This window comes from Desulfosporosinus meridiei DSM 13257, assembly GCF_000231385.2.
Taxonomy (GTDB): domain Bacteria; phylum Bacillota; class Desulfitobacteriia; order Desulfitobacteriales; family Desulfitobacteriaceae; genus Desulfosporosinus; species Desulfosporosinus meridiei.
In genome coordinates this window covers 23,154-39,014 of sequence record NC_018515.1, presented here as the reverse complement: position 1 = coordinate 39,014, position 15,861 = coordinate 23,154, and the positions used below count along the sequence as shown (strand labels likewise).

The following is a 15,861-nucleotide window of genomic DNA, read 5'->3' as shown; positions in this document are numbered from 1 at the left end:
TTAAGTTTAAGTAACGGCTTAAAGTTTTATAAAAGGGCTGAATTTATTGAACATATACTGTGACGGTTCGAACTCCCCATGATAAAGCAGCTTGTTTAGAATCCATATAAAGGTCGACACGCTCTCCACGAATTGCTCCTCCGGTATCAAGAGCTTGGGCATAACCATATCCTTCAACATAAACTGACTTTCCTAGAGGAATCACTCTAGGGTCAACTGCAATAATTCCTTTACCTACCGATGCACCGGTAGCAGTTCTCCCTCCGGGCATACAATAGGCAGACGCTTTCATGACATAAGCACGTTTAAAGCTAATGGTATTACCCCCCCTCGAAATTGTCGTCTGTGTACCACGGGAAACAACTTGGTTTGTGGGAGGTTTCACAACCCGTTGGTTGAGTATTTGACGATCTACTTCTTTTCCATCCTCAAGTGTCAGTCTTACTGTCTGTTCTTGAAGACCGTTAGAGCCCCGACTGACTAGTCTATCCGGTAAGCCAAGAGGATAATCAGCAGGTTGGGCAACTATTTGATAGGGGATCTCACTTTTTACGGTCTCAATAGGATGGGTAACCCGAACCACATTCAGTTGGTCATTAGGTTCCAACATATGGTCAAGAGCTAAAGAAATTCTATCTTCTGCCCCTAAGGTTATACCAAGCTTGTTGAGAGCGTCAGCCACAGTTCGTGGTGCAATATAAGTATCTATTTTTTTTCCGTCAGCACTAACTTTAATAGGGATTGATCTCAATACTTGGATATCCATGTTATCAGTTACTGATTCCGATAATGCAACATTGACTTCATCCACATCTTTGATCTCAAGCTTATAACGTTCTGATAACTCGCTAAGAGCTTCACCTACTGTTTCTTTAGCTGTTCGGGTGTTAAAAATCTGACCATCAACTGAGAGATTAACTGGAACGCTACTTTGTACATTAACTGCCATCCCATTGGTAACTTTAGTATCTATTGAAGGACTCACAATATCTTCTGGATAAAACTCAATTTTCGACGAATGCTCAAGTGCCTGGCCTACTGTCCCATAAAGAGTTCTGATACAAACCTGTTTCCCATCTATATTGGCATTGATAGTCTTCACATTGTATAAAACCGTTATGCCTGCAACCAGTAGGATACCGACCAAAGCAACTGCAATCTGAGCAATACGAGATTTCCGAACTAAGGTTACTACCTGAGTTGGATTCTTCTGAAACATTAAATCCCTCCAAAATCACTGATAACAACTTCATTTTAAGGCATAGGTGGTCACTTGTCAAAATATTTTTACATTATTTGGTATTTAAAATATGTATTCTTACGGGCTTTCGGCCCCAATCAATACATTGTCTTAGCGTTGAGAAAAAGACATCAATTTTATTGCCACGAATATTTCCGCCGGTATCCGCAGCTATTGCATATCCGTACCCTTCAACATAAACCTGGCTTCCCATAGCTATTACTCTAGGATCGACTGCAATCAACCCTTCTCTCGGTTTAATACCTGTTGCTGTATTATTTCCCGTAAATGTATAGGCAGTTGCTTCAACGTTTAAAGTTTTAGCAATACTCAACTTACTCAAATCCAACTCTAACTTGCCAGCTTCAAGCTTTGAGTTGTCAATAATAACCTTTTTCTTCGGAATGGGTTGAGTGTTTCGGAGAACGACTTCATTCTTTGGCTTTTTAAGTTCATAGAATGATTGAATTTGCTGATCTACAGGTTGTCCATCGATCTCAAAGGTCTTGATAACTTGACGTCTAGTGCCATTTTCCCCTTTTACCTGGATCTGGCTAGTTCCCGGTGGAATTTTCTCGGATTCAACAAATTCGGTTTTAAAGGGCAACTCCATATCAACTATTGCTATTTTACTCGTCCTTGACTCTATATCACCTGATTGCAAATTCAAGCTTCGCGATGCCGATTGATCAATTTCACTAGGTTCCTGCGGGCTGAGGCCTTGGAATCCCCGGCTAATTTGCCTAGGTTTATTCAATCCTTGCTTAACTAAACTCTCACTACCTTTTTTAACTGTTTGAGTACCTTCAGTGAAGTCATTCGTTCTTACACTTTTTAAACTTATGGAATCAACTAATTGTACTGATGGTTTAAGCGTCTTCCCGCTATCCGCTTCATATAGTGATGAATACCTGGTACCTGCGGCTAATACTGCTAAACTCCCAAAGTATACGCTCAATGCCTTTGTTTTACGCCAATAATCGGAATAAGTAGTAATCGGCAAAGAATACATTTTACCCCTCCTTACAAAAAGCGTATGAAGTTTTTACAAAAAAAAGAACCTTCTAAAATGAAGGTTCTTTTAGTCTAAAGATCGTTTCCGCATTTTGCATAGTTGCAAATGCTACATCCTCAAAGCTCAAATTTTTTATTTCTGATAATTTCCGCACAATTTCTCGAACATAGGTGGGTTCGTTACGTTTTCCCCGGCGTGGCTCCGGGGTTAAATAGGGGGAATCTGTTTCTACCAACATTCTATCTAAGGGGATGCGCTTGGCAACCTCGACGGTATGGCGCGCGTTTTTATACGTAATGGGCCCAGCAAAAGACAAATAAAATCCTAACTTCAAAAGAATATCCGCCATTTCCCAGGATCCTGAGTAACAGTGAAATACTCCCCCATACTTTGGAGGATTAGCCCTAACGATTTCTAAGACATCCTGGTGGGCATCGCGATTATGGATGACAATCGGCAACCCAATTTCATTAGCGAGCTTTATCTGTTGAATAAATACCTCTTTTTGAATAGGCCGTGGAGATAAATCCCGGTAGTAATCCAGACCAATTTCACCCCAAGCCAGAACTTTTGGCTGCTTAGCAAGCTCTAACAGCCTATTCCAGGTATCCACTTTAACATCTTGAGCGTTATGAGGATGTATTCCAATCGCTGCGTAGATAAAATTGTAGTCCTCGGTTAATCTTACAGATCTTTCCGAGGAAGGCAAATCATAACCAACATTTGTTATCCTTGAAATTTGAGCTGACTGAATTCGAAGTAAAACTTCCTGAAAATCTTCAGCATAGCTGGGATCATCGATATGCGCATGTGTATCCCAAATCATTTTACCCGCGCCCCTCCGGGAAGTCTCTTGTTGACCGTAAGCACTTCCAAGACTTCTCCTTGTGAGGCTGCTAATATCATCCCCTGGGACGTAATTCCTCTTAGCTTGGTAGGTTTTAGATTAGCAACTACAACGACATACTGATTGATTAGATCCTCTGCCGAATAATGTTTGGCAATACCGGAGACTATTGTACGAACTTCTCCTGCTATTTCAACTTCTAACTTCATCAGCTTATCTGTTTTTTCTACTTTTTCCGCACTTACGACTTTTCCTACACGCAAATCAATTTTAGCAAATTCATCAATACTGATTTCTTCTTTAATCGGTTCAAATCCAAGAACAGGCATTTCTAAACTTTCTATGGGAGCGTTCTGTTTTTCATCCACCGTTTTCGTCTCCTCTGGTGTTAAATATTCAGTCATATCAATTCTTGGAAAGAGAGGTTCTCCCTTTTGTACCTTGATCCCCTCTTCAAGAATACCCCATTGATCTGCTTCTTCCCATTTGATGAGTCTTTCATCTTTGCCAAGCAACCCGCAAATCTTAGAGGGTATACCAGGCATAAACGGAGCTGTCAGAATTGCCATGATCCTAATACATTCTACAAAGGTGTAAAGAACCGTGTCTAAGCGTTCCCTCTGATCCTCTTGTTTAGCTAGAGACCAGGGAGCTGTCTCATCAACATACTTATTGCATCTTGCGACAAACCGCCATATTTCTTCCAGTGCACTTGCAGGATCACATTTCCTTAAGCTTTTATCCACGGCTTTTTTGACCTCAGTACTTAAAGCCTTTAATTCCAGTTCCAGAGCTTGTTCTTGACCGGAAGGAGGGACTATTCCATCTCTAAACTTAACAACCATGGCCAGACTTCGAGATATAAAATTCCCGAAATCGTTTGCTAAATCGCTGTTTAGCCGTTCTACCACATTATCCTCCGAGTATGTCCCATCTGTTCCTACTTGCATCTCACGCAGCAAGAAATAACGAATGGCATCTGACCCATATCTCTGGATCAAGGCAAAGGAGTCTTGGACATTGCCTCGGGATTTAGAAATTTTTCCACCATCTTTAGTTAAATACCATCCATGTCCATATATTACTTTAGGCAGCGGAACATCAATTGCCATTAAAATAATTGGCCAAATAATCGCATGAAACCGCACAATATCTTTTCCCATTATATGAACATCAGCTGGCCAATAGTTTTTATAGTTTTCCCCGTCAGGGTAACCTAAGGCAGAAATATAATTAATTAAGGCATCAAGCCAGACATATACCACGTGCTTGGGATCAAAGGGTACTTTAATTCCCCATTGAAATGTAGTGCGCGAAACGCAAAGATCCTCTAAACCACCTTCAATAAACTTAACCATCTCGTTCCGCCTCGAAACCGGTTGGATAAAATCAGAATGTGTATTAATATAGTCTAGCAAGGCTCCTTGATATTTAGAAAGACGAAAGAAATAGCTTTCTTCTTTCAGTAATTCAACATCTCTTCCACAATCGGCATTGGGGCACTTCCCTTCATTTAATTTATTTTCCATCCAGAACGTTTCACAAGGGGTACAATACCAGCCCGAATACTCTGACTTGTAGATATCTCCTTGTTCGTATAATTTGGTGAAGATTTGTTGAACAACTTTTTGATGGCGCTCCTCCGTTGTCCGGATAAAGTCGTCATTGGAAATATCTAAAGCTCTCCATAAATCTTTAAACCGTTCCACGACCCCATCAACGTAGCTTTTTGTATCAGTATTGTTTGCTTCTGCAGTACGAACGATTTTCTGGGCATTCTCATCGGTTCCAGTTAAAAAGTAGACTTGATTCCCTTGCAATCTATGATAACGAGCTAAGGCATCTGCAGCAACCGTTGTATAGGCTGTCCCAATATGCGGACTAGAATTAGGATAAAAAATTGGGGTTGTTATATAGTATTTCACGCTAAGTCTCCCTCTCAAATATCTTTTTGAATTAATAATATAAAATTTAATATTTGTCAAGTCTGCCCATGATTAAGAATTAATATGTAAAGTAAGGAATTACTTGTACAGGCTAATAATACCAGTAAAAACTTTAAAAAAATGGGTTGACTTTATATGGAACGATTGGTATCATAAGTCTGTAGTTTTGTGTCGAATGTTGTTGCAAAGGAGTGGGGGAAAAATGATGAAATCAACTGGAATCGTAAGAAAAGTAGATGAACTTGGTCGTATTGTATTACCGATAGAGCTTCGCCGCACTTTAGGTATTGACGAAAAAGACGCCCTGGAAATCTATGTAGATCAAGAAAAAATCATCCTCAAAAAGTATGAGCCAGCTTGTGTATTTTGTGGTAATGCAAGCGATATCCAACTTTTCCATGGCAAAAATGTTTGCCGAGAATGTGCAGTTGCTATGGGAGAAAACGTGGCCGCTAATTCTGAATCAAGTTCAAAAGCTGTTTAGGTTAGCCTATACATAGACAATCAACTAGCATAAGCTCAAAATTCGAAGGCCTTAAGGCCTTCTTTTTTATGCTAGATTGAAGATCCGGCTTTCATTAACTATCTATTGTTTCGTCAGTCAAGAGCGCCTGATAAACATCGGATTTCCTTACCCCATATAGCTTTGCTACTTCCTTCATAGCCTCTTTCTTACTCAATCCTTGATCTATTCGTGCTTTAACCTCTAAACACCATTCAACGGGGCCTCCGACGGGTTTTATGGGGATGTAGGGTGCAATTATTATGCAACATTCACCTCGAGGTTCAGTCTCCTCAAAAGCATCTTTGAGTTCTAGAGTAGTCCCTTTATGCACTTGCTGATGTAACTTTGTTAACTCACGGACTACCGCTGCCTGTCGATCCCCAAAAAACTCTGACATTCCTTGAAGAGTAGCTACCAAACGGTGTGGTGCCTCATAAAAGATCTGTGTCAGCGGCAGATTGGCTAATTGCTCCAGACTCTGTTTCCTTGCTGTATTTGAAGAAGGCAGAAAGCCATGGAAGGCAAAGTGTTCCGTAGGCATTCCCGATAGAACCAAAGCAGTCAGAGCCGCATTAGGTCCCGGCAAGACATCAACAGGAATATTTTCGGCAAGACAAAGGTTGATAACCTCTATTCCTGGATCGGAAATACCAGGTAGACCCGCATCTGAGATCAGTGCAATTGCCTGGCCACCTTTGAGCTTTTCTACTAATTCGACAGATTGCTTCTTTTCGTTATGAGCATGATAACTTATCATGCGAGTATTAATCTGATAATGTTGTAATAGTTTTCTTGAATGACGTGTATCCTCCGCAGCAATAAGATCTACTTCCCGAAGTGTATCCAATACCCGCAGGGTGATATCTCCTAAATTTCCTATCGGAGTTGCACATACATACAATGTGCCTTTAGATAACATACCTTTGGCTCCTTGTATATTTAAGTTCTCTATCTCTAGTCTTTCCGTAAAAAGCCCATACAAAACAAACAATCGCCCTCTAAAGGCTGCCCGAAGTGAAGGTGACAAACGTGAAACCCTTCTTGATACAGACGGACAAGATTGTCATGGGCAACCCCTTGAATGTGCTCGGCGTTAGCAATAACACGTTCTGTTTCTTTCTCCGGAAGAGTACATTCCCGCCTTAACTTAGTATTTTCATCTTCTAACGCTTGCACATAGGGCTTCAAACGGTTTACCTCTTCTAATAAGGAGCGCAATTTTTCTTCCACTTCTGTAAGTGCCTGCGTCAGTTGGCTCATACTTTTTCACTCTTTTCTTTGGGCTTTTCCCCTTTCCTGTTACGTTGCTGTTTTCCCTCCGTTTTGGGTGAATAAACACTTTCGACTCGAGGGTTTGATTCATCCTGGATTTCAATTGTCTTATGTCCCGCTTGAGGATTTTGTCGCCCACAATGTTCTTTATCCTCAGGTCTGTAACAACCATTTTCATATTTTAAGCAACACATAAGACGACCGCAGATCCCAGAAATCTTAGTTGGATTTAGGGAAAGCTTTTGGTCCTTAGCCATACGAATCGAGACAGGCTCAAAATCGCCTAAGAATGAGGTACAACAAAGAATCCGTCCGCAGGAGCCAACTCCTCCTAGCATTTTTGCCTCATCCCGAACTCCAATTTGGCGAAGTTCTATTCTCGTCCTAAATATGGCGGCTAGATCCTTTACTAGTTCTCTGAAGTCAACTCGTCCTTCTGCTGTGAAGGAGAATATAATCTTATTTCCATCAAAGGTATACTCCACATCTACCAGTTTCATTGGTAAATGATGTTCGGATATTTTCTTTAGGCATATTTGAAAAGCATCCTTTTCTTTAAGTCTATTTTGCTCTACAAATAATTCATCTGCCAATGTCGCCTTACGCATAACCTGCTTTAAAGGGAGTACTACTTCTTCATCTGCAACCAGACGAGATGGAATTACTAATTCTCCAAATTCGATACCTCTTGCTGTTTCAACAATTACCTTATCTGATACAGCAAGTGTAAGATCTCCTGGGGCAAAATAATATATTTTCCCTGCGTGTTTAAAGCGAACCCCTACGACCTCAATCACTGCGAACCCCTCCTTGTTGAAATAATTCTAATGCTAACACCTCAATCACTAATCTGGGATTAGCTTGTTGTCGTAGTACATCGATCGCTTTACCGATCTCTAATAATTCCAACGGACGAATGGTGTTATTCTTAATCCCTTCCTCAGCTTGTACAGCCATAACCTGTAAATATAGAAGGGCTTGGTTCTTGTCGATTGGAAAAAGCGGAAATAGTTTCAAAAAGTTTCTCTCTTCCACCGCCGTGCGAAACTTCTCTAACCAGTCTTTGATTTGCTGTACACCATATTGCACTATTTCAGTTGCCAGATTATGATTTTTTCCGCTTAAGCGAAAAGCCTGAGCTGCTTCCAAGTCGTTAACCTCACCTAAGCTACTTACCCATTTTTCTTCGGAGAGATTAGGAAAAAACACCAATTGGGCACGGCTTTGTATTGTAGGCAAAATTCCTTCGGCATTCTCAGCACACAATATAATTAAAGTGCGCTCAGGTGGCTCTTCAATAACCTTTAACAAGGAATTTGCCGCCGGTAATGTTAACAGGTCTGCCTGTTCTACGATAGATATCTTATAGTCCCCTTCGTAGTGCTTAAGGTATAACCTTTCTTGCCATAAAAGAACTTGTTCAATCCCAATAACCGCTTTTTGTGCTTTCAACCATGAAACTTCAGGATGGTTCCCACTAAGGATCTTACGGCAAGTTGGACACACATTGCATGGCCCTTCAGATGTACTGTTATGGCAGTTCAAAATTTGCGCCAAGCGAAGAGCTACCTCTCGCTGGTGAACTTTACTTCCTCCATGAAACAATAAGAGATGAGCCAATCTGTTTTCCAGGGCCGCTTTTTCTAATAGAGCCAACTGTAGTTTCATGAAATCTTATTACTCCCCATCTTCATCCTTAATCCTCCTCAACTATCCAAATTGTCTGATCCCGGAACCCATCCCATCCTTGCCATTTTTTTCCTTCGGAAGCAAGCAGCGTTTTTAGAACTTCATAAGTTATTTCTTCGCCCATTACAATGACAGGAATTCCTGGTGGATAGAGTGAGATAGTTTCTCCGACAACATGACCCAAACTCTCCATAAGAGGAATTTTACGTTTAGAGGCAAAGAAAGCTTCTCTGGGGGAGAGAATTGAAGTAGGTAATGGCGGAATTAATCCCCCTTCATGTTTCAGTACCTTAGTTGCTGGGGCTAGTGAAGGTGCAAAATCTTTTAAATTTTCTAGTCCTTTGGTAAGCCATTGAATATCCTGAGGAGTGTTGCCAATCCCTAATAAAAATAGAATGTTCTCTTCGTCCCATAATTCTGGTTCAATACCAAAGGTTTCTCTAAGGTATTTCACACAGTCAGGCGCAGGAATACCCAAAGGATTTGTGTTTATGACAATCTTTGACCAATCAACTGAATGAATACCAAAAGTTCCGGCATCTTTAGGATTAAGAATTCGATAACAATTATCTAATTTTTTATGAAGATTATCTACTTCTTCTTTAAGATTCTCCCATCGCCACTCATCCAAAGCGAACTCTGCTGCTCGTTCTAAAGAAGAGACAAGCAAATAGCTCGGACTTGAAGATTGTAAGAGTTCTAAACTTTGTTTTAATCGAGGGCGGCTTACTCTTGATCCCTGAATATGTAACATTGCCGACTGAGTCAAAGAACTTAGGGTTTTATGACAACTATTCAAGACAAGATCAGCACCCAGTTTTAAGGCACTTCGAGGAAATAACTCACTGAGATAATGTGAGCCATGAGCCTGATCAACAAGAATCGGTTTATTATAACCTAATTGTGATCTTTCAGCCAATAAACCTTCCAGATTAAAAGTTGTTCCATAATAACTTGGGTACGTGACGTGACAACCAATAACCTCTTCCCACCTAATATGCTGCTTCCTAAGCTCCAACCCTAAAGGAAGATTAAACTCTGGATGAACTCGTGGGATTAGATAATCCGGCTTTAACCCACTTAGCACCAGGCCTGACATTACAGAACGATGAGAACTTCTCTCCACTACAATGGGTTTATCCGCAGTGTCTTTTAATGCCAGAAACATTGCCTGATTGCCGGCTGTCCCACCATTAACAAGAAAAAAAGTTTCCTCCGCTCCAAAAATCTTCGCTGCTTGTTTTTGTGCCAGAGCAATAATTCCACTTGGAGAATGCAGCATATCCAGACCCGGAAGTTCAGTTAAATCGAAACTCAAAAAGTCGTAGCCATTAAAAAACTCCTGTCGACCTTTATGTCCAGGAGTATGGAAAGAGCAGTATCCTTGTTTGTGATAATGGCTCAATCCCTCTCCAAGTTCACCCACGTAACAAAAACCCTCCATTTATCCATAAATGTACGAATACAATTTTGACAGGGTACAGTCTTAGTTTAACATGGATTAGGAAATATTTCATCCAAATGGCAACTCCTGTTTATTTAACTTGAATATTAATTTTTAAATTCTAGATTATGATCTAATAAAAAATCCCTTTTATTAAGAACATAAACTCCTGATATTCTGGTGACCCCGGCTCTGCTGAGAACAACTCCTGTTGACATTCCGAACAAAAAAACATTCCTTGTATTCTAAAGCCATCATATAATCCTTCTTTCGGAACCTTCGTACACCTATAACACACGGGCAAAATTTTGCCCCCGTTTTGTAAAATACTTGAATTGTTATCAGTCACTTCTGAAGAGGGCTGAGCAGTGATTGTAGGCTTAGACATTATTTAATTCCTCCTAGTTACTTCTAACCCTAGTCTTGCCCCTCTCCTTCTGAATTAGTCGCACTGCTGCTGGACATTCCGGTATTATGAACTGTTACTTTTATGTCAAAGGAAACTGGAAAATCGGAAACTTCTTGCTTCCAACGTTCTTTTATATTCTTCCAATACTTAGGGTTTCTTTGCTCAATATGCCTTCCAATCCCTAGAAAATCAAAACCTAATTCTCTTTGTTTTTTAATGGCACTCTCGCATTCCTTCTGAATTACTTCAGCAAAGCTAGCTTCTGCCTCTTTAACTAGTTCTACCCAATCCGTCCCGGACAGTTGTCGTTCCAGCCCTAAAACTTCATCAATAGCAATGCTCGTTCTTATTTGATAGGTTAGACCAAAATTTCCGCCATCTGTTTTAACTTTATACCTTGTATTAGATTTCAGGACTTGACCACTAAACTTCACGGTGCTTTCCTTGAGATCCACAGTATTAATCAATCGGTTGAATACATCATCTTCCAGCCACATATACCCTTTTGTTTCTTCATCATTTAGAAAATCAACTAATTGATCTCCATTCAAAACTCCTGCTCCTTCAACTCGAATCTCTCCGGCCTCATCACTTTTTTCTGCTTTATAGTGAATCCCTTCTCCATCCTTAACTGCTTCGACAACCGGCAGGATAGGGGCAGTGCTTTTAGTGCCCAAAACTGTAAGGTAATGTCCTAAGCGTACCATGGGAAAGGCTGATAGGTCATGTCCTCCTTCAATAATACTTCTAATATATAATGCCGGCAGTTGCTCGGAGCGCAGCTTTAAATTTAACACGTCTTCAGCCTTGCCTCGAGCAATAACCAGATACATTGAACGGCGAAATTCTGCGAAACGCTGAGCAAAATCTAACATATTGTTAAAGCCGCCAGCTTTTGCCACATCCTCTCCAATGACGATTACCTTTAATGAGCCCATAAAGGGGGTTCGATAAGCTGCTTTAGATACTATGTCAAAGGCTTCTCTGACACTTGAGGCTTCCGCACCTAAAGTCCGTTCTTCAGTTTCCGCCCCGCTATTACCTCCCTTTTTCGTCTTTGCATATTGTTGTGTAACAAGATATGTTCCTGGCTTTTTCCCCAGATCAAATCCTATTCCCATCAGAGGGGCTAAATCTTCTACTTCTCGCTTTCCCCAACATCCCGATATTGATAAAATTATAAACAGACAGATTATCATTAGTCCGGCCATATACTTTTCTCTGCTACTTTTCATGAGACACCCGCTTTCTTCTTCCAGTGAGAAAACGTCCATATCGTGAGTATCCATAGACTTGCAAAAGGAAAAATAAGATAATTATCAACAAGTCCAATTTCTACAATTAAGCCAGGCCCTCGCTTATTACTGAGGGCAACCCCCATAAATATCATCCCGATAACCAAATGACTCTTAGTTCCTTTAAGCCTAAATAGACTTTCTAAGCTCCAAAGAACAACAAAAAAGAAGGCACAAATCTTTATTACCAATGCCCCAAACCATGCTCCCAAAAACAAGGATTCAACTCCGGAAATTGTTCGACTTACCTCTACCATTTTCCCTAATACAAGTAAACCATAGACTAAGTTAACAGTTTCAGAAGGTCCAAATATGACTATCTGCATTAAGACAACTAAGGTATTCACAAAACCTACTAAAAAAACTGTTAACCATACCCCCTTTTTCAAACGAGTAAACTCTTGCTTATCGGTTGGTAAAAAAGGTAAAATTCCAGCAAAAAACAGAATGTATTCCATTACAAACGGAGTTACTTTGAAACCAGCCAAAATAATTGGGGCTACTCCTTGACCTAAAATCGGCATTAGTTCTCCTTGTTCTATACGTGGTATGGAAAGTCCAATATTCAACACTAAGGCAATTACAACCAAAGGAAAGACCACTTCGGTAAAACGCGTGAAAACTTCAATGCCCGATCTGGCTAAGTATAAAACTAGTAACAGCCCCCCCAGGTAAAACATCTCAATTGGGGTTCGTGGCATAATCGATGATTCATAAATATCTCCGATTTGTCCTAACAATAAACCACCAAAGTAACTCACAATTAATATATAAAGTACACCAATTATTTTGCTAACCCATTTTCCCAGTAAGATTTCTGTCATCTGTAGTAAGTCCTTTTGAGGGTACTTTTTGTACAACGACAAGATCATCAAGCCAAATGGGATACCTAGGGCAAAGCCAGGCAACACAGACATCCAACCATCCCGGTCGGCGACCCCAGTTGTCAGCGAGGCTATGGGGAGAAAGGTCGTCCCCATAAGTACTGCTGCTCCTAGTATAGTAAATTGATGTGAGGATATTCTTTCCATTTCTTCAGTTTCCAGCTCCCCTCTTCCAGCGCGTAACTCCCCAGAGAACCGGTATCCAAAGAGATACAAAAGGCATAATTAGGTATTCATCAACAAGCCCAATTTCAGTAATTAAAGAAGGCGCTCTGACATTTTTAAAGGCAATTCCCAGAAATACGACAGCCGTTAAATGTTTCCATCTTACACCTTTCATACCAAAAACACTTTCCAAACCCCATATTGCTACAAAAAGAAGTGATCCTATCTTTATGACTGCAGCAGCAAACCAAACACCCAGAAATAAGGATTCCACTCCCGAAACTGTCCGACTTACTTCAACCATTTTCCCTAATGCCAGTAGTCCGTATACCAGACGAATAGTCTCTGCTGGCCCAAAAACAAGCATTTGGATCAGTGCTATAAGGGTGTCAAGCATGCCTGCCCAGAAAATGACTTTCCAAGCTCCGGTTTTCAATTGACCAATTGCTTTCTTATCCGTAGGCAAATAAGCAATAATTCCGGCTAAAAAGAGTATATAAGTCATTACAAAAGGAATAACTTTCAATGAGCCCTTAAAGATAGGCATTAATCCCTCCCCTAGGATTGGCAGAAGCTCTCCTTGCTCAATTCGTGGAATAGACAGTCCAACGTTTAAAAGTATTGCCACCACGATAAGAGGGAAGGTTATCTCAGAAAAGCGTGCAAAAACTTCAATTCCCGATCTGGTTAGGTATAGAACAAGGATGATCCCACCTAAGAAAAAAATCCATAGAGGAGTTTGAGGCATAATTGATGTTTGATAGATATCCCCAACTTGTCCCAGCAATAAACCCCCGAGGTAGATGGCACATAATAAATAAATTATCCCTATTAGTTTTCCGATCCACCTTCCAAAGGCCTCTTCAGATATCTGTAATAAATTTTTGCGAGGATAATACTTCATAAGAGACAATACCATCAGACTGTAAGGAATTCCTAGTGCAAATCCCGGCATAACGCTCATCCAGCCATCTCTCCCCCCGACTAAAGCAACTATGGAGGCCACGGGAAGAAATGTGGTTCCTAACAATATCGCTGCTCCTAAAGTTGTGAATTGATGTGCTGAAATTCTTTCCATTGTCACCCTTTCCCCTTTGAGCGGGGTTCTTGAACATCAATCAATTGAGGTCGGCGCTTCAATGCCCACCATGGGGCCCTAACGAAAGTATCCTGTAACAAGGCCCGTACACGTAGAGGAGCAATAGGACTTGTATACGGCACTCCAAATGACCGAAGTCCTAATAAGTGGATCAAGATAGCATAAAGGCCAACTGCTACGCCAAAGAAACCAAGAATGCCAGCCAATATCATCAGAGGAAATCGTAAGAGCCGCACAGCTAAACTAAGGTCGTAATAGGGGATAGCATAACTCGCAACAGCTGTCAAACCAATGATAATGACCATCAGAGGACTGACCAAGCCTGCATTTACTGCTGCGTCCCCAATAATAAGTGCCCCTACAATTCCAATCGTTTGTCCGATTGGTTTGGGTAATCTTAGGCCGGCTTCCTGTAATATTTCTAATACTATGGTCATTGTTAAGGCCTCTAATAAGGCGGGAAAAGGTACTCCCTGCCGGCCTGCGGATATACTCATTAATAAATCCGTCGGGATAATTTCTTGATGAAATGTTGTAACCGCAATATAAGTACTCGGAGCTACAACAGCTACAAAGGCTCCAACATAACGTACAAAACGTGAAAGAATTGCTGTCATAGCTCTTTGATAATAATCCTCATTAACATTTAGGAACTCTACTAGTATTGCCGGTACAACTAGGACTATAGGTGTTCCGTCAAGAATTATTCCTACCTTCCCCTCTAAGAGCTTGCCAGCTAACACATCCGGCCGTTCAGTATAAGCAATCTGGGGGAAGGGCGAATAGGGAAAGTCTTCAATCATTTCCTCTATATATCCCACATCTATCACACTATCCATCTTAATTTTGCTTAACCTCAGTAATACCTCAGAAACAATATCCTTGTTTGCTATTTTCTCAATATAAGTTACTACAAGTTCGGTGTTTGATATATCCCCTAGTTTTAGGGAGATAATCCTCAATGAAGGGTGTTTAATCTTCCGCCGTATAAGAGAGGTATTAATTCGAAGGGTCTCGGTAAAGCCTTCATGTGGCCCCTTTACAATAGATTCCGCAATAGGCTCATTGACGCCGCGATTAGCCCATCCCCTGGCCCCAATAGAAATTGCCTCAGTAGATTCTCCAAAAAAGATAACTGCGTCGCCAGATAATATTGTACTTACAGCCTCTTCCATTTTCGATATCTTCTTAATTTCTATGCCAGGGAGGAAACTTTGAATTGTGATTTCAATAACATTAGATAGTGTGACCCGCTCTAGCTCTGGGTGATCAATTAAATCCACCATAAGAGGTTTTAAAACAAATTGATCAAGTATATTTTTATCAACAAGACCGTCAACTACTACTAACATACAAGGGATACGACTTTTTCCGGGAAAACTAAACTCTCGAAAGACAATATCACTGCTTTTTGATAGGATTTCTTTTACGGCCTGCCCTGATAGAGGTTTATTCATATCCTCTTCAAATGAAAAAGAAGGAGATTTCCGTATTTTTCGTTCTCCCTTTGGTCGTATTGTAAGATCTTTAAGCATCTTCATCCAGCTTGACATGAAATCCCTCCCATTCAGCATATTTTGTCCTGTAATGGGTTGATTATTCGCTCGTAGTTATATCTCCTGACTTATACCTAAATCCTAACCCCTTACTAAAATAAAAACTTTGGAATTAGACTTTTTTGGTAAAACAAAGAAGAAACTGCGCATTTACACGGCAGTTTCTTCTTTGTTCTCCACAGTTAGGTGATTTTGAGTCTACTATTTCCTGCTATATCCCCAGCAGTTGTAAGACCGTTAAAGCTAATACTCCCGGGAAACCTAATAGCCCTACCAGCAAGATCGTAAACAGGTTAATTGGAATATCCAAGCCGATTACAGTTAACAGTAAGTTTAAAAGCCAGAGCCCCACAACTCCTCCCAAAACATGTATTAGTACTTTAAGAAAGACTCTAGGTTGTCCCAAAGACGAACGCACAATTAATGCCAATAATATTGCAAATAATCCCAAAAAAACAAAGGTCATGGAAATCCTCCTTTGCCTAAAGCATATTT

Annotated in this window: 16 protein-coding genes; 1 reads left to right on the top strand and 15 read right to left on the bottom strand. The window is 40.5% G+C overall.

Going from position 1 to position 15,861, the window contains the following annotated elements:
* Positions 1-43: 43 nt before the first annotated feature.
* The 4 genes from DESMER_RS00185 to metG all read right to left on the bottom strand — a co-directional run bounded on the left by DESMER_RS00185 (position 44) and on the right by metG (position 5,027).
* On the bottom strand, positions 44-1,219 hold the full coding sequence (locus tag DESMER_RS00185; RefSeq protein WP_014901072.1) for a resuscitation-promoting factor: 1,176 nt from the start codon (positions 1,217-1,219) through the stop codon (positions 44-46).
* A 73-nt stretch (positions 1,220-1,292) separates the two neighbouring features.
* A complete protein-coding gene (locus DESMER_RS00180) occupies positions 1,293-2,252 on the bottom strand; it encodes a 3D domain-containing protein (RefSeq protein WP_014901071.1) in 960 nt (319 codons plus the stop codon).
* A 52-nt stretch (positions 2,253-2,304) separates the two neighbouring features.
* Positions 2,305-3,081, bottom strand: coding sequence for a TatD family hydrolase (locus DESMER_RS00175; RefSeq protein ID WP_014901070.1), 777 nt, complete (start codon positions 3,079-3,081; stop codon positions 2,305-2,307).
* Positions 3,078-5,027: a methionine--tRNA ligase gene (gene metG, locus DESMER_RS00170; protein ID WP_014901069.1), complete on the bottom strand. Its 1,950-nt coding sequence runs from the start codon at positions 5,025-5,027 to the stop codon at positions 3,078-3,080. The genes DESMER_RS00175 and metG overlap by 4 nt, the downstream gene beginning before the upstream one ends.
* A 226-nt stretch (positions 5,028-5,253) precedes the next feature.
* Here metG and DESMER_RS00165 point away from each other — a divergent pair, with 226 nt between their 5' ends.
* On the top strand, positions 5,254-5,532 hold the full coding sequence (locus DESMER_RS00165) for an AbrB/MazE/SpoVT family DNA-binding domain-containing protein (RefSeq protein ID WP_034599323.1): 279 nt from the start codon (positions 5,254-5,256) through the stop codon (positions 5,530-5,532).
* 94 nt (positions 5,533-5,626) lie between these two features.
* Here DESMER_RS00165 and rsmI read toward each other — a convergent pair whose 3' ends face one another.
* The 11 genes from rsmI to DESMER_RS00110 form a co-directional block, all read right to left on the bottom strand.
* Complete coding sequence (gene rsmI / locus DESMER_RS00160; RefSeq protein WP_014901067.1) at positions 5,627-6,472, bottom strand: 16S rRNA (cytidine(1402)-2'-O)-methyltransferase; 846 nt, start codon at positions 6,470-6,472, stop codon at positions 5,627-5,629.
* A gap of 35 nt (positions 6,473-6,507) precedes the next feature.
* Positions 6,508-6,813 carry an initiation-control protein YabA gene (locus tag DESMER_RS00155; RefSeq protein ID WP_014901066.1) on the bottom strand — a complete coding sequence of 102 codons (306 nt, stop codon included), beginning with the start codon at positions 6,811-6,813 and terminating at the stop codon, positions 6,508-6,510.
* Entirely contained in the window at positions 6,810-7,622 is an 813-nt protein-coding gene (locus DESMER_RS00150; RefSeq protein WP_014901065.1) for a PSP1 domain-containing protein, read from the bottom strand. Before DESMER_RS00150 ends, DESMER_RS00155 begins: the two co-directional genes overlap by 4 nt.
* Positions 7,615-8,493, bottom strand: coding sequence for a hypothetical protein (locus DESMER_RS00145; RefSeq protein WP_014901064.1), 879 nt, complete (start codon positions 8,491-8,493; stop codon positions 7,615-7,617). The genes DESMER_RS00150 and DESMER_RS00145 overlap by 8 nt, the downstream gene beginning before the upstream one ends.
* 28 nt (positions 8,494-8,521) lie before the next feature.
* Positions 8,522-9,940: an aminotransferase class I/II-fold pyridoxal phosphate-dependent enzyme gene (locus DESMER_RS00140; RefSeq protein ID WP_014901063.1), complete on the bottom strand. Its 1,419-nt coding sequence runs from the start codon at positions 9,938-9,940 to the stop codon at positions 8,522-8,524.
* Between the two features lie 151 nt (positions 9,941-10,091).
* A complete protein-coding gene (locus tag DESMER_RS00135) occupies positions 10,092-10,346 on the bottom strand; it encodes a sigma factor G inhibitor Gin (RefSeq protein ID WP_014901062.1) in 255 nt (84 codons plus the stop codon).
* Between the two features lie 29 nt (positions 10,347-10,375).
* Positions 10,376-11,602, bottom strand: a complete 1,227-nt coding sequence (locus DESMER_RS00130) for a Ger(x)C family spore germination protein (RefSeq protein WP_042333205.1) — start codon at positions 11,600-11,602, stop codon at positions 10,376-10,378.
* Complete coding sequence (locus DESMER_RS00125) at positions 11,599-12,693, bottom strand: GerAB/ArcD/ProY family transporter (RefSeq protein WP_014901060.1); 1,095 nt, start codon at positions 12,691-12,693, stop codon at positions 11,599-11,601. Before DESMER_RS00125 ends, DESMER_RS00130 begins: the two co-directional genes overlap by 4 nt.
* A gap of 4 nt (positions 12,694-12,697) precedes the next feature.
* On the bottom strand, positions 12,698-13,789 hold the full coding sequence (locus DESMER_RS00120; protein WP_042333203.1) for a GerAB/ArcD/ProY family transporter: 1,092 nt from the start codon (positions 13,787-13,789) through the stop codon (positions 12,698-12,700).
* 2 nt (positions 13,790-13,791) lie between these two features.
* The gene (locus DESMER_RS00115) at positions 13,792-15,363 is read right to left on the bottom strand and encodes a spore germination protein (RefSeq protein ID WP_014901058.1); all 1,572 of its coding nucleotides are present in this window, start codon (positions 15,361-15,363) and stop codon (positions 13,792-13,794) included.
* 214 nt (positions 15,364-15,577) lie between these two features.
* Entirely contained in the window at positions 15,578-15,832 is a 255-nt protein-coding gene (locus DESMER_RS00110; protein ID WP_014901057.1) for a pro-sigmaK processing inhibitor BofA family protein, read from the bottom strand.
* Positions 15,833-15,861: the final 29 nt, after the last annotated feature.